This window comes from Ostreibacterium oceani (assembly GCF_009362845.1).
GTDB lineage: Bacteria > Pseudomonadota > Gammaproteobacteria > Cardiobacteriales > Ostreibacteriaceae > Ostreibacterium > Ostreibacterium oceani.
The window spans coordinates 196017-217046 of sequence record NZ_WHNW01000004.1 but is presented as its reverse complement, the minus strand read 5'-3'; the positions used below and the strand labels follow the sequence as shown (position 1 = coordinate 217046).

The window sequence follows — 21030 nt, the reverse complement described above, 5'->3', positions numbered from 1 at the left end:
TTTAACCGCGAAAGGCGCGAAAATCGCGGAAGTTAGTATTTGCAATACGTATAATTTGAGTTTTGGGGTGACTGCCAAAGTTGACGAGCAAGCCCAGTTCAAGTCCTGTTGCTTTGAGGTAATTCAAGCGTTGGGCTTTATGGTCGGCACCCAGTTCCTTAACTGCCTTTATTTCAATGATGATCTTCTCGTAACAGATAAAATCAGGCTTATAGGTCTGTTTCAGTGGTTCACCTTTATAATTCAGTTGAAGCGCAACCCGGGGCTGAAAAGGAATCGCCCGCTTGGTGAGTTCCCTCTCAAGGCATTCTTGATAAACCACTTCTAAGAACCCACAGCCCATTTATTTGTAAACATCAAAGATTACACCCTGAATGGCATAGCATTCATTAGGAAATAAAACCTTTTCATGTGTTTCGTGCGTTTCGCGGTTATTATCTTCGTAGCTCATTGTAATTTCTTAACTGCTTTATCTTCCGTTAACAGCTTCATCTGCTGGATGGCTGTATTATTCAAAATTCTAAGCCGTTCAGGCTGTTCCAACCCCTGCTGAATAAAGTGCGCATTCAGGTTTTCCAGATTGGCCAAGCATACCAGTTGTGTCACGTTGGCGTAATCTCGAATATTGCCCTTATCGTTCGGGTGTTCATCCCGCCACTGTTTGGCAGTTTTCCCGAAAAGCGCCATGTTCAGTATGTCAGCTTCCGAGGCGTAAACAAAACTAACCTGTTGTTTGGTCAGCTCCGCTGGAATCAGGTTTTCTTTAATAGCATCGGTGTGAATACGATAGTTGATTTTGGTAAGTTGACGCCCAACATCCCAGCCAAGCTGCTTTTGTTCTGCTTCTTTGAGCCGTTGAAACTCTTTAATAAGATAGAGTTTGAATTCAACAGAGACCCAGGAGGCGAATTCAAAAGCAATGTCTTTGTGTGCGAAAGTGCCCCCGTAGCGACCTGCCTTTGATGTGATTCCGATAGCTCCGGTGAACGACACCCATTGTTTGGGTGTCAGTGTAAAGCTGTTAAGCCCAGCCTTTTTTCTAATCCCGTCGAATTCGACGGGGTTAAAATCAGGATTATGAAGCTGCTCCCAAATTCCAAGGAGTTCCAACGTATTGCGATTTCTGAGCCAGTTTCTGATTAAATCGTCGGGATGATCGGGATTTCTGGACTTTGCAATATCAGTGAGGCAAATGAAGTCATTTTGATCTATTGCCTTTATTTTTACCTCAGTATTTAAAACTGTGATCGTATTATTCTTACTCATCACCCATCTCCACTTTCATTTTTATTTCCATTTCCAATGCAACTGAATTCCGTCAGATAAAAATCTGTGTCCATCTGCGTAATCTGCGGATTATTTCTTTGTTTTGGGGGCCTTGCGTGATTCACTACTTGACCTCCCAGCGGATGGTGAAAAGTGTCTGGGTTTCTGTTTTTTGCTCCATTCGCTTGGTCAACTGTTCGACCAGCGAATCCCGTTTTTGGGCTATTTCATCTTCAACATCAAAAATTTTCTGTTGTTGTCTGCGGCGCAAGGTTTCAAGCTTTTTTAGCTCGCCCTGAAGCTCGGCCTGTTCCTGCATAGTCGGAGCAAGTCTGACTTGTCGGCGAATATCGGCAATCATGCGTTTGGTGTCATCCATCTCTTTGGCCGCCGCCTTTTCCATGTCTTCTGCCCACTTATCGAGCTGAATACAGGCTTCTGACAGATGCTTATTGTTATCTTCAAGGTTTCTGGTGATGGTGGCCTTGATATGCCTTTCACTATCTGCAAAGAGCCTTTGCCTTATCGGTTCAGGCAGCGATGTTTCTTGGTTGTCATAACCAATACAATTGAAGAGCTTTTCTATTGTCTCCTGACCAAGGTTCTCTCCGGCATCATCGATTGCTGAAAACAACAAATATTCTTCTGATTCGAACGAAGAAATTATGAGCTTAGTGAGTGTAAGCCAGCCTGATCTTCCTTTGAGGTTTTCAATGACGGATATCTTCGTCGGATTATTAGTAATATCAAACACGACCGTTGAGACGGGGCAGAGTAAATCCTTACCGATTTGAATGACATGCTCTCCCAGAGGGTGGCTCAGTCGATACAAAAACTCGCTGTTCTGCACTTCCTTGTTTTTTGTAACAAGATGGTAGGTGCCAAGCCTCGTGCCGTTAACTAGCGGCTTGTGGAGCGTAAAAGAAAGCGTGGAATCATTAAACGTCGCATGTTCGGACAGCACATGCCTGGTAACGGCCCAGAACTGTTTGCCGATACGGTCGAGTCTCTCTTGCGTGCCGATCAGGTTGCTTTTCAATCTTTCATGAACGTCTTCATCGAAGTTTTCCAGCAGGACTTTTCTGGTATCTTTTAACTTAATTTGGATGGATTCTTCCAGTTCTTTTTGAAGGGCGGCAAAGGCACTTTGTATTTCATCTTCAGTCCGGCACTCTTGATAGATATCCAACACGCGGCGTTCAAAATCCACACCCGATTCGATGGTTCCAAGTACGTCGTCCGAGGCACCAAAAACGCCACTGAAAAGATTGAATTTATGCTCCAGGATTTCATGTACTCGTCTGTCGGCCTCATTTTTTTCATTGAGAAAGTTGATAACAACGACATCATGCTTTTGCCCATAACGATGACAACGACCAATGCGCTGCTCGATTCGTTGAGGGTTCCAAGGTAAATCGAAATTAATCACCATAGAACAAAACTGCATGTTCAAGCCTTCAGCTCCGGCTTCCGTGGCGATTAAAATGCTTGCGCTTTTTTTGAAATGATCGAGGATTGCCTCCCTCATATCAATTTGTCGTGAGCCGGTAATGCGCCCGGTATCTTTGTTGGCATCCAGCCAATCGGTATAGATTTTTCCGGTTGAATCATCTTTGTTGGTGCCATTGAAGGTGATGACCTGATCAGCAAACCCTTGGTTATTCAAATGATTCAATAACCAATCCTGAGTTCTTCGGGACTCGGTAAAAATGACGGCTTTTCGAGCTGCCCCCATCTCAGTCATTTTCTGAAAACCGACATCAAGTGCTGTGAGTAAAGCTTTGGATTTAGTGTCTATTCCTATGCTTCGCGCCCATTCAATATATTGATTGATTTCATTTATTTCATTACTAAGACGGGCAAAATCGAGTTCTTCTTCCCGAACAGGCTCATTGTTTTCCGGGATAATGTCACTGATATCATCCTCTTCATCTTCAAGTATTTCATCCAGCAGGTCTTCATCTAAATTCGCCTGTTCGATTAAAGCTTGCGAGACTGAACGGCCATTTTTTGCCTTTTCCAAAAGCCCCTCTAATCGCTCTCTTATGATTTCAAGGGTACCGGCAAGCGCGGTCGGTGAAGATGCCAGTACCTTTCGAATAAGTAGGATCAATAGGTGTTTTTGTCTGGCAGGAAAGGCATAGGTATCATCGCGCATTAAATATTTAGAAACAGCCTCATACAGATGATGTTCCTGCTCTGTAGGCTTAAATGGGCGCGTAATCAGCTTACGTTCGGTATAGGGAACATACTCAACCACTTGACTGCGAAGTGTACGCCAACAAAAGCCTTGAAGGCGGTCGCGAAGTCCGGAAACGTCCCCGCCATAATTTATATACTGAGTTCTGAAAGACGCAAGATCTCCAAAAATATTCTCATCTATCAGCGTTGAAAGACCGTAAAGTTCGAGAAGAGAGTTTTGTAGCGGAGTAGCAGTTAACAGTAATTTTTTTCTGTCTAATGTAGCTTGTCTGACAGCCTGACCAATCCGGTTGCTTTCCCTATATGCGTTTCTTAGTTTGTGCGCTTCATCAATGACAACAAGATCCCATGGGATAGCTCGAATATCCATAGCTTTGCTGGCCACAAAGTGCATAGAGCAAATGATAATTTTTCGTTCATCGAAAGGATTCGGGTTGCCTGCTTTTTGTAAATCGCGATAGGTTTTAGCATCAAGAATCTGGCTGGGTAAATTAAATTTCTCCTCCAGCTCAACTGCCCACTGCTTACGTAGGGAGGCAGGACACACGACCAATAGTTTTCGACAGTTTTCTGCCCAACTCTGACAGATTACCAGTCCGGCCTCAATGGTTTTACCAAGACCGACTTCATCAGCCAGCAAAACGCCCTTGGATAATGGCGATCTCAAAGCAAAGAGCGCCGCCTCTATCTGGTGTGGGTTCAGGTCAACACGAGCGTCAAACAAGGCACGACCAAGGCGGTCCACACCCTTCCCTCCAGTTCGAGTCAATTCATGAGCGAAATATTTAGAATGAAACTTCGTCATATTGATTTACTGCATTGCTCCTAATTATAATTCGCTTCTATTTACGCATTAGAACTATTTTTTACAGCTTAATTCTTAACACCACCAAAAATTGCAATTATACCCGTTTCTGCAACCGATAATAGATTAAAACCGGTAAAGTCTAAAAACGAACATACTTGGATGCCGGATTAATGACTCATAACATCGGTATCAAACTGAAAAACGGTATAAAAATTATCACTTTACTGTAAAACTGGACATTCACCACCCACAAAACAGAACAAAAATCTAAATCATAAATTATATCTGCAAAATTAGTCTAATTTAAAAGATACTGTCCGTCAGATTAAGTTTTGACCACTGCAGCTATCACTCTCCGTTGATTTTGTTAATATTTTCTTTATGCTCTTTCTCTACCTCAATATGCGATTTATGTAATTCACCCTGAATATCCATCATATTAAAAGCGGCGTCATTCGTGGCTTTAATCCAATCTTTGTTTCTTGCCGACCTGAATCTTTGTTCTATTAGCCAATTTGCACAAGACAATTCTATTTGCTTACTATTTTTTAAGCGTTCATATTCTTCATGCGATGCTTCACGGCGTGTCTCAATTTTTTCCACCAAGCAAGCGCGCTGATCTTTTTCAATTGCATTATTTACACTTGCTTTTTCGATCGCCCCATCAAGGATACAATTGCGTCTTTTTATTGCCTCATCAATCAATCTTTCTTTTTCTTTGTCAAACTCTTTTCGTAGCTTATCCGCATCATCAGCCGCAAAATAGCTTCCTTTCCCTGCTGCCGCGATTGCTTTAAGTTGTGCTTGAGTCTCATTATCCACATCAAAACCAATAATATTAACTTCCGTTTGTATCGCTTTGTCGTTTTCTTTTAATGTTTTCATTGCACTAATCGGATCGCCTCCACAAGTCTCGATACCATCAGAAACAATATAAAGCGACTTACTGCCTTCAATACCAGCTAATAAATTTTCAGCAGTATTTATCGCTCCTGCAATAGATGTCCAACCTGTTGCATCAAAGCCATCTAATACTGCATCAAACTTACTGGCTTGAAACTCACCAAACCCAAACAACATTTCCGACTTTTCACACGACAAAGGTTTATCTTTTTCTTGATTTGAACCGTGATGCCCGTACACAAGCAGCCCAAATTGTGTTCCCTTTGAAAGTCCAGATGCAAAATTTCGTACAACATTTTTGGCTATATCAATTTTCTGCTCGCCTCCTATTTCACCAACCATAGAACCAGACGCATCGAGCACAACTAATACAGTAGAGTCCTGGTTTTTACCGACCAAACTGCCCTCAAATTCATCACATTGATTGGTAACTGCTTGTGATTTATAGCACTGTGAAAAATCGGGGGTGTGTTTTTTGGTAATCCTTTCTGCCAATTCATGACAGGAGGCTGCAGAAAAGATCCCAAATGGATCACTATTACCCTCCGCCTCATCAACCTCCGGCACATTATTTTGCCGGACCTTTTCTTGCTCAACCTCTTGTTCGGCATAAGCTTTAGTAATAAAAAACAAACAAAAAAATGCAATAGTTAACGTTTTCATTTCACCTAAACTCCAAGTGTTCAATTTTGCCATTTCCAATTTTGCCCTTATCATCAATGCAATTTATTGGAGCCATTCATACCAAAGACGGTTAATTTATTTTTACCGCTGTCAGCGTTATGTGGGCGGCATTGGATAAATTTATCAAACAAGTCGGTTTTCGTAATATACCAATCCGACCCAAACTGCTTTTCATTGGGCTTTTCATTGGGTTTATCCTCAATCGTTACAAAGCCAAAATAAATTAAAAACCGCTCAAAGGTGCGTAAACTGTAGGTTTGCCTTGCTTCCTTTATTGGTTCACGATAATCACCAGATACCGTCTCTAATAATGACGGAAAGGCGGCTAGGTATAAAACCGCGTAAAATGCATCAAGGCGCTTTTTATCTGCGTACTTAGAAAGCGATATCAGGGTAGTGCAAGGATTACCTTCGTCTCGTAGCCAAGTCCTAGCCAAGTCCTAGCCAAGTCCTAGCCAAGTCCTAGCCAAGTCCTAGCCAAGTCTCATAGCCAACTTGTGGCGACTTAACCCCTAGCATGGCTAGCATTAATCCGCGCTGGGATTTTCGTTGGGTTTTGTGCTAGGCTTTGTGCTAGGTCTCTCTTGGTGCATTTGCACTTGCGGATACGGAATCGTAATACCTGCGGCATCAAACGCCTCTTTGACCTGTTGGTGCACATCCGAATATATGGTCCAATAATCGGCAGTTTTACACCACGGACGCACATTAAAATTAATCGAGCTGTCGGCTAAAGCGGCCACCGCAACAACGGGCGCGGGATCTTGCAACACCAGGTTATGCTGGGTCAAAATATCAGCCATTAGTGTTTTGGCCTGGCGAATATCATCATCATAGCTAATGGAAAAGACCATATCAACACGCCGTGTTTCATGTTTTGAGTAGTTGATAATTGGTGCCAATAATATCGCCCCATTAGGCACGATGATTTCCTTATTATCTAGCGTTTTCATGGTCATGGTAAAAATACTGATATCCTCTACCGTGCCAGCTTCTTTACCGCCTGTGACTTCTACATAATCGCCTTTGACAAAGGGCTTGAATACCAAAATCATCACCCCTGCCGCGAAATTTTTGAGCGAATCTTGTAACGACAAACCAATCGCCAAACCCGCCGCACCAATTAACGCAATCAGCGATGTCGTATCAATACCCAGCTGAGACAATGCGGCAATAATGACAAACAGCAATAAAATCGCCCCCACAATCGAAGCGATAAAATTAATCAACATTTCATCTTGTGTCGAGCGTTTGACCAGCCGCATAATCAGCTTTTGCACGGCTTTGGCAACGTAGCGACCAATGATAAAAATCACGAGCGCAAAAATGATATTTTTTGCCCACGGCAACGCATACTGGTTTATCAATGCCATCGTATCTAGGTTTTCAGTCAGTAGTTTCATGATTGGATTCCGTTAGTGATCAGTGAGTTGTTTAATCGATGCTAATTCAATTCGTTAATTCAATTCGTTAATTCAATACGCTAGCCAAATAACTAATTCAATAGCGCAGGCTGCCCAGTGGCTTGGTTATTGACTGGATTGTTGGTCGAGTTATTGGGATTTGCTAGATTGGATTGGTTCATTGTATTTAAAAAATTATCCAGCGTCTCAATTTTATCCGCGCGGTTGTTATGCTGATAAATACGTCTCAGTAATTCGGGGGCGCGCGGATCGACTTGGCTCATCGGGTATTGATAAATCAACTGCTCAAGGACTTGTTCAGCGCGACCATAATCGCGTTGGACAAAGCTCGCCTGCCCTAAATAGTACAGCACATTCGGCAAATTATCGGCATTGGGGTAGCGGCTATTGTAATTTTCAAACGCGCTAATCGCGGCATCCGTATCACCAGACTGATACAAAGCCAGTGCTTGGTGGTAGGCACTGGCTTCATCAGACATATTACTATTACTGCTACTATTACCGCTATTATTACTCGAACTCGCATTCGCGTCATTTTGACCAGACGCTTGATTATTACGCGAGCCCGGCGGTATCGGCGTGCCAGTCGGCAGGCGAATGGGGCGCTGCGCTTTGACCACAGATAACTCGGCTTGCAAGTCCATGACCTGCTTTTCTAAACCACCTAGCTGCGTATTGAGCTGAGCAATCCGCTGTTGCGAAGCCTCAAAATCTGCCGTACTCACACACCCCGTGACCGTTAATGCCAATAGTGGTGTTGTCCATACTCTAGTCATTATCAATCTCATTATCAATCTCGCCTTTGCTTAGTTTGCTTAGTTTGCTTAGTTTGCTTAGTTTGCTTAGTTTGCTTAGTTTGCTTAGTTTGCTTAGTTTGCTTAGTATGCTTAGTATTGGATGACCGCACGGCGGTTACGCTTGTACGCCTCTTCGTCAAACCCGTTAACCGCTGGTTTTTCTTCGCCATAGCTAATAATTCGGACTTGATTGGGTGAAACCCCCATATCAGTCAATCGTCGCAAAACTGAAATGGCACGGCTTTCGCCTAGGGCAATATTGTATCCACGGCTACCACGACTGTCGGTATGCCCTTCTAATAAGATGCTCGCGCTAGGGTTATTCACTAAGTATTGGGCATGCGCGTTGACAATGGCATCGGCGCGACTATCAATACTGGCGCTGTCAAAACCAAAATAAATAACGCGATCTTTTGCTGGGGCATTCGGTCCACCCACGACATTTTGTCCGTAGTTTGGGTTATCATAAAAATCCCCACCTGTCGCCTCATTAAAGCCACTGGCGTCACCCGGATTATACCCACCACCCGAATACACACCATCTGTGCCACTACTGATAGCGCCTTCGCCAGCACCTAGCGTGCTTTGGTCTTCTGCCGTTTTGGTGCCAGCACAACCCGCTAACCAAACCACTGCCGCTAAAACTACGATTAACTGTTTCATATTTTGCTCCTCTATTGAATATAAGTAGACCAATCAGGGTCCCTGATTTGTCCAGATGATGATAACGTATTGGTACCACTACCATCAACGTTAACGATTTTTAGTACACTTCGATTATTCTCTACCGACGTAAAAATTAGCATTTGGCCATTTGGTGAAAAACGCGGCGTTTCATCGATAAAGCCTTGGCTGACTCCAGCAAAAGCACCTCCATTAACGCCCATTGTGCCAACCACAAAACGCCCACCATTATTTCGTGCTAACGCGATTTTACTACCATCAGACGACACATCTGCGCCTGCGCTGTAACTGCCCGTCCCCGTGATGCGTGACAATGCCCCCGTACCAATGTTAATACGATACAACTGAGGCGACCCACCGCGGTTGGAGGTAAAATAGATACTCTGCCCATCAGGCGACCAAACTGGCTCGGTCTCTATCGCAGGATTATCAGTGACGCGCACCAACCGATTTGTGGCTAGTTTTTTGAAGTAGATTTCAGGGTTACCGTCTTTGGAAAGGACAAAGGCAATTTTCGTGCCATCGGGTGACCACGCAGGTGCTGAATTAATACCTGGCGCATTCGATACTAATCCGCGGCGGCCTGTCGCAATATCGTGGGTGACAATCTGTTGCTGCTGCCCTTCGAACGTGACATAAGCCAGTTGCTTAGCATCGGGTGAAAATCGGGGTGACATAATTGGCGCACGACTGGTCAGTAACGTGACCGAATTATACCCATCCATATCCGCCATCATCAAGTGATAAGCGCGCGATTCACGAAGACCCGATTCATGAATATAGGCAATTCGTGTCGCAAATGCTCCGCGAACCCCCGTGAGTTTTTCCAAAATAATATCGCTGACTTGGTGTGCCCCATGACGCAAATTACCGCGCGGAACGTTCACCACATAGCTGCCCACGATATTTTGCTGAAACGCATCCAGCAATGCAAAGCGGATACTACCGCCACTTAACTCACCAACGACCACATAAGCGGCGCCAACCCCTTGAAACAAGCCATAATCAACTTGATTGGCTTGGCTAGGACGCGCCTGATAGGCCGTTGGGGCAATCGGCGCAAACACACCGCTTTGCTTTAAATCCGCTGCGACGATAAAATCGACAGATTCATCGCCTGTACTGCCTGCAAACGGCACGATTGCAATGGGTTTTGCCGCAACACGGCCTTCACCCACGGCAATTTCTACCGCGCTTGAATAAGTCACTATCAGCAAACTACATAACCCTAAAACCCATTTTTTCATGATTGCTCCGTTGTCTTTAATTGTCATCATGCCTTAAGATGCCATTACTTTTACTGTTGTCAATTTTATCGAATACTTACCGAATACTGACCATACACTAACCAAAACTTACCATACAAAAAATCATCATTGCCAAGATGTTTTTTATTACCACGGCTTTACTTGGGAAACCGAATGGTGATTTCACGCAACGCCGCCGCCCACTCTGGGTTATCAGGCATCGGCAGGGGTGCTGCACGATAAACGGCCTCTTTGACCGAATTATCAAACCCTACATTACCGCTAGATTGTATCATGGTAATTGACTCAATCGCACCCGATGCTGACAAATTAACACGAACCCGCGCCGTCAAATCAGGCGACAATTTGGCTGGGATAACCCATTGCCCACGGATGCGTTCACCGATAATGCCTGAAAAATGCGCAATGGCTTGGCTTTTTTGGGCACTGGCATCGGCGTCACTAATCGTCTCACCAATACTTGCGGCGATTGCCGCCCGCTTGGCTGCTTCTGCTTTACGGGCTGCCTCTGCTTTGCGTTCTGCTTCTGCCTTGCGTTCTGCTTCTGCTTTGCGCTCTGCTTCTGCTTTGCGTTCTGCTTCTGCTTTGCGCTCTGCCTCTGCTTTGCGCTCTGCCTCTGCTTTGCGCTCTGCCTCTGCTTTGCGCTCTGCCTCTGCTTTGCGCTCTGCCTCTGCTTTGCGCTCTGCCTCTGCTTTGCGCTCTGCCTCTGCTTTGCGCTCTGCCTCTGCTTTGCGGGCCGCTTCGGCTGTTTGTCGTTCTTTTTCGGCTTGGGCTTTGGCCGATTCGGCTTGTTGTTTTAGTTTTTCTGCATCACGCTTGGCTTGTTCGGCCTGTTGTTTGGCCTTTTCTGCATCACGCTTGGCCTTTTCCGTGTCACGTTTGGCCTTTTCCGCGGCCAACTTTGCTGCCGCAATCGCCGCTTGCTCGGCGGCTTTTTGCTGTGCTTCTGCTTCGATTTCTTGCTGGCGTTGTGCGTACAAATCTTCTAGCGCTTGACTATCCACGCTTGTTGCCTGCATTGTCTGTACACTAACATCAGTCTGCGTTGTGGTTGTGGTTAGCTTTTCAGGTTGACTAACCCAAAACGCACTGACAATAATTGCCACAACAATAGTCACAGCACTCAGTATGCCGACTAAATTCTCAGCGAGTAGTTCTTTATTCAGACCTTTCATTTTTTATCACTGGCTGTATCACTTACCTATCCCACTTTAGCATTAAATGCCCGCATCACACGTCAACTATCAACCATCAACTATCAACCACGGTCATTGATTGTCGGGTTGTTCTGTGACTAGATTCACCGCCTGAGCGCCACTAGACTTCAACACATCCATGACCACCATAACCGCACCATAACCAACCTGCTCGTCTGCACGCAAATAAACGGGTGTGGCGGTATTATCACGCAGTGCGTCTTGGGTAATTTGTCGCAACAAATTGGTTGTAACGGGTAATGAGTTTTCATCTGCTCGATCAACAAAATACTTGCCCGCGCTGTCAATGGTTACCACCAGAGGACGAGGCAAATCGGCGTTAGCGCTAGGTGGCTCGATATCCTGAGCATTACTGGATGCGGGGAGATTCACCTCAACCGACTGGTTAATAATCGGCGCAGAAATCATAAAAATAACCAATAACACCAGCATGACGTCAATGTAGGGAACGACATTCATTTCGGATTTTGCGCGTTGACCGCGCCGCTGTCTTGTTGCCATGTTATGCGCTTTTTGATTGTGTTTTTGCTTTTAGGATTTGCCGCTGCAAAATATTAATAAATTCTTCGGTAAACGTCTCATAGGTGACATTAAGCCGTTCAGATCGCGTAATAAAGTAGTTATAAGCAAGCACAGCAGGAATCGCCGCCAACAGACCCATTGCAGTCGCAATTAACGCCTCGGCAATCCCTGGCGCAACATCGTTGATTGAAACCGTCTGCACAGCGCCCAGCCCTAAAAACGACATCATAATGCCGTAGACCGTCCCCAGCAATCCAATGTAGGGGCTAACCGAACCCGTGGTTGCCAAAATCGGCAGGAGTTCTTCTTGCTTGTCCAGTTCGCGCGAGATGGCTGCACTCATCGCGCGCCGACAGTTGGTGATAATCACACCATCGTCTTTTAAATCGTTCATGCCAAACTGCTTAAACTCGGCAAAGCCCGCCACAAATAGCGACTCAAGCCCCTCTGTCGGCTGTGATTTTAAGGCTTGGTAAAAAGACGATATATCATTACCAGACCAAAATTGACGCTCGAATTGCTTGCATTTGCGCTGAATACGGACAAACCGCATCCATTTTTTACCCGCAATACCTGCCGCGACCAGAATCAGCCCAAGCAAAATCAGCATAATGAGTTTGACAAAAACACTCGCCTCACCGATTAGCGACCAGAAAGACAAATCATGTGACATAATTTCCTCGAATTCTCCTAAGTTATTCGCACTATTGCTAATATACGTAGGTCAGTTAATTTAGTTGTACCTATTTCAATTCGTCGAAAATTCATTAGTGCGTAATCTGCTGTTATTTATTATAATATAGCCATCTAATACGCGATTTAAGCATAGCTAAAGGCGGCTAGACACGACGGCTAGACACGAGGGTCAAACAGCGGCGGTCAAACAGCGAATTCAAGCGACCAGAAATGCCTTAACAATGCCTTCGAAATGCCTAGTTACGATACCTGGTGACAACCGACTACATCAATGCAAACGATGAAAATTCAACCCCATTATTATACGTCAACCATAACGACAATTTAGATTAAAAACTATTCTTAATTAACCTGTTACAAAAACGTAACGCCACCATGAGGAAACCATGAAAACTACCTTAATTGCCCTATACCGACTCGTTTTGTTTATTTTTATTTTGTTTTTAATTCGTGATACGCTTTTTAACTTACCGATAATGCGCGAGTTAAATACTATCTATCAATCAAAACTGCTCTATGCTACCGTCAATGTTTCTATCATTATTATTACCATCGTATTATGGTTTATCCCTAATACCATTTTAGGCATTTCCGAATACCCTGCGATAAATAACAACCCCGAACACGCAATAGCCCCTTTTCATATCGTGTTTTTTATCGGCTTAATCTTTTTTTTGTACTGCTTACCGTATGTTATCGATTTAATCATTACGTTGTTTTTTATAAAAAATATAAACACAACCTTCGACCAATCTTATCTGCGCAACCAGCTAATTACGCAATTTATATCGCTATCGCTTGCTTTCATTCTGATGCGCTACTGTCGAAAAATCAGTCGCTTGTTCACGCTTTAACCGCCAACAACAAACACCGCCACGTTTAACCTCGGCGGCGGTGCTTGTTGTCTTAAATACCATCCTAGCCACATACTAGCCATCCTAGCCTTATAAACGACCAGTCGCCGACCAGTCGCGGCAACCTTTACACCTTACAAATGGCGACCTCGCCAGGCGGATTTTATGCGTGCACCGTAGCGTTCCAATACCGATACAGCAACAATCATCATCGCACCCAGCAGCCCAACCGTGACCCAATTTGAGATTTCAATCAGGGTATAGAAATTGATGATCAATTGATACAGCATCAGCCCAGCAAAAGCGACTGCAGCGAAAAATGCCAATTGCGTGCGATGGTAATAACTCTGCGCCAAACACAGTATGCTCAACCCAAATCCTGCCACCAAAGAAAACGGGTGCGACGATTGGCTAACAACAAACCCATAAATAAACATCATCGAGCCATAGGCGGCCAATAACAGTGCATTTTTAGCAAATTCATCTGTCCATCGGCATAGCATATCGTGACAAAAACCCATTAATACCAGCAAAGTCAGTAACAATAAAACATCATCCGACACACCACGAATATCATCGAGTATCACTGCCAATGCCAACACTGCCACTATTGCTGCCAACAGACCCATGCTTTGTAATGCGCCATAGATCCAGCGGCCAACGCGTTCAATATCAGCCGCTTGACGAATGACGGTATAGACAGACAACGCAATTATCAACGCCATCACCTCAGTCTCTGCGTATAACACCAAGCTACGACTCAACAGAATAACTAACGGCACAAAGAGAGCCGCTTTGGCGAATTTTCCTTCGAGCGTATCAAACGTATAGTGTTGTAGACGCCTATACACACGAATCGCAACCACCAACGCAACTGCCGCCAACGGCACCATAATCCACAGGCTACGAATCGGTAACAACAGCAACAAAGATAAGCCAATCAACGTCATCGTCAATGGTTTGGCGTGCTGACGAGCAAACATCAGCATAATCAGGTACGCAAGCCCTGTCAAGGCGACCACAGCAGGCAACGCAGTCATTAAAAACGCACCCCAATCACTGGCCTGCCAAGTGACAAACGAAGGATATTGCTGCAAATTACCATCTAATTGGTAAAATGAATACAACAAAGCGCCTAGCACGGCAAAGTTAGAGACGATAGAGAGCAAACTCAGCCCAAAAAAGACGCGTGCGCCACGATTTTCCTTAATAATAAACGCGAGACCAAAGCCTGCCGTGGTCAGTAACGCGGTCTGCGAGAGTAGCTTTAAGTAGCGCTGCACATCGTTACCTTCACTCCAACCTTGCAATAAAAACAGTGACATAGATGCTACTACAAACAACGCCCCGCAAACCCGCAGCGCATTGAATAAATAAGCCACGCTTGCGGCATTTTCATCATCGCTTGCATAATCAGAACCCTCGACTTTGCTATCCAATTGATTAGGATGGCGTAAACTTGCCTGTGCAGACTGGGTCGCAGCGGCTGCCAGCCCTGAATCTACAGGCGCAGTGGCAGTGCTAGCAGTGCTGGCTGTGTCGGCAGTGTCGGCAGTGTTGGGAGCATCAATGCTGGCGGTCTCAAAGTTGACGACCTCAGCGCTGTTGGCATCATCGCCTAGCGCATTAGAACTCATCGCATTAGAACTCATCGCATTAGAACTCATCGCATCAGGCGCTTTTTCATCACCCAGCGCGGTATGGGATTCATCCAATCCTTTGCTATAGAAATAACGGTTAACTTGACTGCTCATCGTGCACCTCCGTTTGTAACAAAGCGGCTAACTCTGCTTTTAATGCCGCATCGTGCTCTTGTTGCTTAAATTGTGCTTCTAATGGATCGCCTTGGGGCTTTTTGACGTGTTCGGTGTGGTAGCTTTTCTTTAGCACCGTGGTCTCCCAGCGTTCAAATACTTTATCCAAATCTTCATTTTCAACGTGTTGATAGTAACTTTCGTTAATTTCTGCCACCGATTGCTGGGCGCGTAAGCGCTGTTGCTGCTGCGAGATTTCGTGAATCCGTTGCTGCATTTGTACAATATTGTCATTCAACTCGCTATCTAGCTGCTTATTTTCCGCCATTGCGGTCGCTAGCTGGTCAATTTGCTGTTGACAATGCTGTCGCCGAGACAAACACTGCAATGCCTGCGATTCATCGCTTTCGGCAATGCGTTTAGCGCGTTCGCCCCATGCTTGGTACTGCGCTGCTAGACTGGTTTGTTGTTGCTTTAGCTGCATATCCCGACGGCGTAGCGTTGACAACCGACTTTGGGTTTTGGCGAGCTCTTCCCGCGCTTGTTTTAGTGCCGCGTCGATGATTGCATCGTGGTTTTCGATACTATCGACTGCTTGACTAACACTGGCGCTGAGTGTTGTGGTTAATCGTTTTAACATCTTCATACTTGTATCTCCTCTTGTCGTTTACAAAATGTGTTCAACACTGACATTATTGCCATTGGCACTATTTAAAACAACAACAAAAGCAAAAGTTGGGTATAATTAAACCAACAGTACAATAAAACAATACTTTTAGGGGTATCGAGATGGCGCACAGCAGAAAACTCATCCAAACCATCAAACAACAACTCAAACAACAAGGCATCACCTACAAACAACTCGCCAAAGACCTACACCTCAGCGAATCAGCGGTTAAACAAATGTTTGCCAGCGGTAATTTTACCCTGCGCCGACTGGATGATATTTGCGATATTTTGGGACTTAGCTTCAGTTATTTGGCAAACTTAGCCGACAACAGCGCACCGCAAAAATCAGAAATCCCACTGGCATTAGAACAGCAACTCATCGAACAACCTAAATTACTGCTGGTCGCGTATTTGTTGATTGATAATTGGCAACCCGATGATATTCAGTCATTTTACACCGTTGACGACAATGAGATGTTAGCGCTATTAATCCAGCTAGACCGCATGGAAATTATTGAGTTACAGCCGAACAATCGCATCCGATTATTACTGAATAACGAGTTCAAATGGCAGCCCAATGGCCCGATTGAACGCTACTTTGCCGCGCAAGTACAACATGAATTCCTGAGCCAAGATTTTTCCGCAGACAATGCGCTGCGCGTTGTGCGAAATGCAACCATTACGGCACAGTCGCTGAGTGACTTACAAATTCGGCTTGCGCATATCGGCGAAGTGTTTAGTGAAATATCCCACAAGGAAAAACACCTCCCGCAACGCAATAAAATGGGCGTCACCATGATGCTCGCCATCCGTCATTGGGAATATTCCGCGTTTAAACAATTTCAACGCAAACAAGCAGATTGAATCAGCGAGGAAAGTAAAAAAGGGTTTGCTATATTTTTTGCTATATTAAGAATCAGCGTTATAGATAAGAATAGGAGATTTTCAATGAATACACTCAAGAAAACAAAGTCTAAAGCCATATTTTTCCTCGCATTATTCAGCACACTATCCCTTTCTGGCTGCCAATCTCTTTCAAAGCAAGAGGCTGGAGCAGGCATCGGCGCAGTGCTTGGCATCGCACTAGGAAGCCAAATTGGCGATGGCCGTGGGCGCGTCATCGCTACCGCATTAGGCGGCTTACTTGGTGGCTTGATTGGGTCAGAAATTGGCAAACATTTAGATGAGAAAGATCGCGCTGCTTTAATGTCAAAGTCTAATGAAATTTTGAATAAGGACGGTGCTCAGTCTGGCACATGGAAAAGCAATCACAGCGGCGCAAGCGCTCGAATCGAAACAAGCCAAAGCAAAGTAACGAAAAACAAAGTAGCCGTTGTTAAGCACAAAAAAGTCGATACATCGCCTAGTCTAACAAATATTGGCAAGACCTACGTGACCAAGAGCAGCTCAAATATAAGACATAAACCGAGCAAATCAGGGCAGGTTATCAGTGGATTAAAAAAAGGTGAACGCTTTAACGCAATAGGACAAACTCGCTCGGGCTGGGTACTCGTTTCTAAGAATAACATCACGTTAGGCTATATCCACGGCGGGCTAGTAAAGCCTTATCAAAAAAGCCAAGAGACCACCAAAAAACCTTCTAGAGACAACGCCATTCGTCTAGACGACATATCAGACGCTGACATCCAACAAACAAAAAGTGCCAGCACTTCTGGGATAAATCTCGACAAGTTAGACTTAGAAGAAACGACCATTTCAACTGCCACCGTTTGCAAAACAGTCAATCTCGATGTTAAAAGCGACAAAGGCAATAATACAGAAAAATTCGAAGCGTGTAAAAGTGGCGATGGCGCATGGGAAATCATTTAATTTATTTTTGACACACATCCCATGCAAATCCTCACTGATAAAACGGACAGTTAAAACGGACAGTTAAGACCAATGAAAAAAATAATACTACAGATTGCAATCATTGCATTGACCCTATCCGCGGCTTTCAGTCAAACAAACACGCGTTTGGCTTATTCAGAAAAGATAAAGTAGAGGTCTTTGTTAGCTCAAAGACCGATAATTGGTGTAAACCCGATGTCACACTTACTTTCATTGGCCGAGATACAGACTACTATCAATCTGATTCATTTAGTCGTTTGTTTGCAAAACTTAACCATGTATTAAAAGCCGAATGCGAAACAGTAAAAACCACCGCATTACGTTTTCAAAATACTATCAGCGAAACACCCTTTCTGACGGGCACTAGCTCTCAGTCAGAAGCGTGGCAATTGCAATTAAACCTACAAACAAAAACCACGCAAGCAGAGGCTACGCAAGCAGAGGCTACGCAAGCAGAGGCTACGCAAGCAGAGGCTACGCAAGCAGAGGCTACGCAAGCAGAGGCTACACAAGCAGAGGCTACACAAGCAGAAGCTACACAAGCAGAAACCACGCAAGCAGAAACCACGCAAGCAGAAACCACGCAAGCAGAAACCACGCAAGCAGAAACCGCGCAAGCAGAAACTGCCAAAGAACAAGCCAAGCCGTTATCATTTTATGAAGTTTATAAATTTTATGCCAAAAACGTTCAAGACCCAGAGAGAAAAGAGAGATACGCACAAGAGTCCGAAGTATTAGAGGCTTATTTAGGGCAATATCACTGCCCACAATTAAAAGAGGCCAATGATGAATTTTCCCGACTTCGTTTAGAAGAAGAACACCGTGCTGCCTTTGAAGCTGATTTTGCGCAGCCAAGCCCAAAATTATTTATTGAATTTAGAAAAAAATTCGATAAATATGATATCGACCGCGGTGGGTTTCCGATTGATTTGACACGTTCTTTTTACGTCAGAGATCATCGCGAATGTCGTTATGTCAATATGAGAAATTTTAGTTCCCTCGAGCTAAAGACATTAGATGCACGCTTAATAAACACGATTGAATTACCTATTAGTAAAGCAGAGGAGTTTTATCAAAAATCAAGACAACACGATCGTTACAGAAGACTCTATGTCCGCGTCTATAGTGACCTCAACTGGTCAGAAAAGAATGTCAGACTTAAGCCTTATCGAATCGAGTTATATTTTGATAAGCAATACGAAAACCTCGCCTATGTTTTTAGCGAAGCAGATATAAAAGAAATCTACCAAAAAGAAGAAGAAAGAGCAGCCGCTGAAAAAGCAGCTGAGTTAGCTAAGGAAAAAGAACGTGCACTTTTCGAAAAAGAGAAACAACTGGCATTACAGCGGGCAGCCGAAGAGAAAAAACGTAGACAAGCAGAGGAAAGACAAGAAATAGAACGCAAAAAAGCCGAAGCAGCACGGCAGCAAATAATAGCAAAATTAGAAGACGCCAAAAAAGAATTAGAAGCTTATGTCATCAGCACATACGACACATGGTCTGACAATGATCGTATGCTGGTCAGCACGCGCATAGAGGATATCCTTACTCAGGTTCATGAACAACTGAATCACCCTTACAGAAGCGGTATTCGCACAAGCGCTATTGATTGGCTGGGCAATAAAAGCAGTCGATCATTATGGCAGAATGACCGCAAAAAAAGCATTAACCGCCTAATCGCTGAGACTATTTTAGAAGGCAGTCAGCTAGATGACGTCACTGTCAACCAAGTTATTCGTGTTGGTGAATCAGTCGACACTGGTGTTATGAAAACTGACTGGCCACAGCCTTATACCATTGAAAGCAAGCAATTAACCAGCCCCTTAATTAAAGGACAATGGTATCTATTAAATGAAGCAGGGATTAATATTGTGCTGAGCACAGAAAAGCCTAACCAGCCAGCGGTCACCTTAACACCCGCTAAAGCATATCAATGTGAAATGGCATTCTGCACAGACTTAGGAAATCAGCAAACGATTATTGAGCAACTAAAGCAGGCGTTAAACGAAAAAATTAAGGAGTTATCTAGCAATGAAGAATAAATTAATGCTAACGATTAGTCTCGCCTTTGTTGCTATACTACTTGTTTTTGGTTTATTTTGGCGTAGCAACACAGTACAACAAAAAACCGAACGCTTTGTTCAAGATTATTTCTTACTCAATGAATTATCCGATCAATTTCAATATAATTCAGTCAGTACCAATTTATTCGGCAACGAAGTGACGCTGGAGGATTTCGCATTAATTGCTGATGGTCAGATTAATGTCATTGGCGATTTAACGATCAGCGATTTAACACACGCCAAAGATGGCACACTCACACAGGCAAAATTGGCAATCAATAATGGTCATTTTGACTTTCGCGTAATTTACAATCACGAACTGATACAACAGTTAAACCTAGAGGATTTCCTATGGCGACATGCCTACTTCGGCTATAGCCAAGCACAAGGGAATGCAGCATTATCATTTAATTATAATCCAGAAAATCGAGAAGCTTCATTTACAGCTGCCATTGATTGGTTTGATTTATTCGAATTTTCGGTAGAAACTCAAATCGTCAGATTACACCCTGACATGGTTCAATTAGTGCAGTCCACATGGTTTGACAACGACAGAATGACAGACCAACTATATAGCGAAGCAGATCGATATCACCCGCTTTTCAAAGCGATTAGTATTGCAGAAACGTCAGGAAAAATAGCGTTCTCAGATGAGTCATACCAGCGCGGAATGGCTAATTGGTTAGCAAATCTAAAGCTGACAGAAATGACTGATACTCGGCTAGAAAAAGAATTTGAAGACAACAAAAAATGGTACTATGACAATTTAGAAGGTTTAGCCCTAAATTTACGTCTAAACAATGCTGAGGCGTTAGCCAACTTCAACATAAAAAACCATCCATTACAGTGGGAAAGTCAACTGAGCGTCCCTTTTGGAATTGACGACTATGGTTATCAAGACGTCGTCAAACAATTACAGCTAAAATTAACAAACTAACGAATTAACACCGTATATTAGACGGTCTGAATCAGCCAAAGGATAAAAATAACCATGAAAACACTAATACTTGCTACTCACCTTATTGAGCACACTACTTATTACTGGCTGCGACTCACAGCCTGATGAAGAAACCCGCTTATTGCAATTCAGAAACGAATGGCAGTCAATGGATATGATTGGATATCTTAATGAAAGAAAAGACTTTCCATGGGATAATAGTTGGTCTGGTGGGAAAAAAGCCACTGAACTTGGGAAATTACAAGATATACGAATAAAATAATTAGAAGAAAAACATCAGGTTAGGTTTGAAAAACGGGGCTTAAAAGGAAAACGAGTTGGGTTGTGTTAAATGGTAACTTAGAAACTGACTTGGATGTTGAAAGAAAATAAGTTGTAGGCTCATTAATTATCACTATACTCTTTGGCAT

The 21030-nt window shown here is 43.9% G+C and carries 19 protein-coding genes; 5 read left to right on the top strand and 14 right to left on the bottom strand.

Annotated elements, in window-relative coordinates; genetic code table 11:
• Position 1 precedes the first annotated feature (1 nt).
• From GCU85_RS05295 to tolQ, 12 genes are all read right to left on the bottom strand, one after another.
• A complete protein-coding gene (locus GCU85_RS05295) occupies positions 2-343 on the bottom strand; it encodes a GxxExxY protein (protein ID WP_235896229.1) in 342 nt (113 codons plus the stop codon).
• A gap of 104 nt (positions 344-447) precedes the next feature.
• Positions 448-1266 carry a KilA-N domain-containing protein gene (locus tag GCU85_RS05290; RefSeq protein ID WP_152810105.1) on the bottom strand — a complete coding sequence of 273 codons (819 nt, stop codon included), beginning with the start codon at positions 1264-1266 and terminating at the stop codon, positions 448-450.
• 124 nt (positions 1267-1390) lie between these two features.
• On the bottom strand, positions 1391-4273 hold the full coding sequence (locus tag GCU85_RS05285) for an SNF2-related protein (RefSeq protein WP_152810103.1): 2883 nt from the start codon (positions 4271-4273) through the stop codon (positions 1391-1393).
• 351 nt (positions 4274-4624) lie between these two features.
• Entirely contained in the window at positions 4625-5875 is a 1251-nt protein-coding gene (locus GCU85_RS05280; protein WP_218110558.1) for a vWA domain-containing protein, read from the bottom strand.
• Positions 5876-5895: 20 nt separating this feature from the next.
• Positions 5896-6300 (bottom strand): hypothetical protein, encoded by a 405-nt coding sequence (locus GCU85_RS05275; RefSeq protein ID WP_152810099.1) that lies wholly within the window; start codon positions 6298-6300, stop codon positions 5896-5898.
• 90 nt (positions 6301-6390) lie between these two features.
• Positions 6391-7266, bottom strand: coding sequence for a mechanosensitive ion channel family protein (locus tag GCU85_RS05270; RefSeq protein ID WP_218110557.1), 876 nt, complete (start codon positions 7264-7266; stop codon positions 6391-6393).
• A gap of 92 nt (positions 7267-7358) precedes the next feature.
• On the bottom strand, positions 7359-8063 hold the full coding sequence (locus tag GCU85_RS05265) for a tetratricopeptide repeat protein (protein ID WP_218110556.1): 705 nt from the start codon (positions 8061-8063) through the stop codon (positions 7359-7361).
• A 111-nt stretch (positions 8064-8174) separates the two neighbouring features.
• On the bottom strand, positions 8175-8747 hold the full coding sequence (locus GCU85_RS05260; protein WP_152810095.1) for an OmpA family protein: 573 nt from the start codon (positions 8745-8747) through the stop codon (positions 8175-8177).
• An 11-nt stretch (positions 8748-8758) separates the two neighbouring features.
• Positions 8759-10015 (bottom strand): Tol-Pal system beta propeller repeat protein TolB, encoded by a 1257-nt coding sequence (gene tolB, locus GCU85_RS05255; protein WP_218110555.1) that lies wholly within the window; start codon positions 10013-10015, stop codon positions 8759-8761.
• A 158-nt stretch (positions 10016-10173) separates the two neighbouring features.
• Positions 10174-11211 carry a cell envelope integrity protein TolA gene (tolA, locus tag GCU85_RS05250; RefSeq protein WP_152810091.1) on the bottom strand — a complete coding sequence of 346 codons (1038 nt, stop codon included), beginning with the start codon at positions 11209-11211 and terminating at the stop codon, positions 10174-10176.
• A 93-nt stretch (positions 11212-11304) separates the two neighbouring features.
• The gene (locus tag GCU85_RS05245) at positions 11305-11754 is read right to left on the bottom strand and encodes an ExbD/TolR family protein (protein ID WP_152810089.1); all 450 of its coding nucleotides are present in this window, start codon (positions 11752-11754) and stop codon (positions 11305-11307) included.
• Position 11755: 1 nt separating this feature from the next.
• A complete protein-coding gene (gene tolQ, locus GCU85_RS05240; protein WP_152810087.1) occupies positions 11756-12448 on the bottom strand; it encodes a protein TolQ in 693 nt (230 codons plus the stop codon).
• 409 nt (positions 12449-12857) lie between these two features.
• On the opposite strand from tolQ, the gene GCU85_RS05235 reads away from it, so the two are divergent.
• On the top strand, positions 12858-13325 hold the full coding sequence (locus GCU85_RS05235; protein WP_152810083.1) for a hypothetical protein: 468 nt from the start codon (positions 12858-12860) through the stop codon (positions 13323-13325).
• Positions 13326-13459: 134 nt separating this feature from the next.
• Here the strand turns inward: GCU85_RS05235 and GCU85_RS05230 are convergent, their stop codons facing one another.
• Both GCU85_RS05230 and GCU85_RS05225 read right to left on the bottom strand, forming a co-directional pair.
• Positions 13460-15079, bottom strand: a complete 1620-nt coding sequence (locus GCU85_RS05230; protein WP_152810080.1) for a hypothetical protein — start codon at positions 15077-15079, stop codon at positions 13460-13462.
• Positions 15063-15725 carry a PspA/IM30 family protein gene (locus tag GCU85_RS05225; protein ID WP_152810078.1) on the bottom strand — a complete coding sequence of 221 codons (663 nt, stop codon included), beginning with the start codon at positions 15723-15725 and terminating at the stop codon, positions 15063-15065. Before GCU85_RS05225 ends, GCU85_RS05230 begins: the two co-directional genes overlap by 17 nt.
• A gap of 143 nt (positions 15726-15868) precedes the next feature.
• Between GCU85_RS05225 and GCU85_RS05220 the strand changes: the two genes are divergently transcribed.
• The 4 genes from GCU85_RS05220 (at position 15869) to GCU85_RS05205 (ending at position 20599) form a co-directional block, all read left to right on the top strand.
• On the top strand, positions 15869-16612 hold the full coding sequence (locus GCU85_RS05220; RefSeq protein ID WP_152810075.1) for a helix-turn-helix domain-containing protein: 744 nt from the start codon (positions 15869-15871) through the stop codon (positions 16610-16612).
• Positions 16613-16696: 84 nt separating this feature from the next.
• On the top strand, positions 16697-17578 hold the full coding sequence (locus tag GCU85_RS05215; RefSeq protein WP_152810073.1) for an SH3 domain-containing protein: 882 nt from the start codon (positions 16697-16699) through the stop codon (positions 17576-17578).
• A 278-nt stretch (positions 17579-17856) separates the two neighbouring features.
• Positions 17857-19641, top strand: a complete 1785-nt coding sequence (locus GCU85_RS05210) for an eL24 family ribosomal protein (RefSeq protein ID WP_152810071.1) — start codon at positions 17857-17859, stop codon at positions 19639-19641.
• A complete protein-coding gene (locus tag GCU85_RS05205) occupies positions 19631-20599 on the top strand; it encodes a hypothetical protein (protein WP_152810069.1) in 969 nt (322 codons plus the stop codon). The genes GCU85_RS05210 and GCU85_RS05205 overlap by 11 nt, the downstream gene beginning before the upstream one ends.
• The last annotated feature ends 431 nt before the right edge of the window (positions 20600-21030 follow it).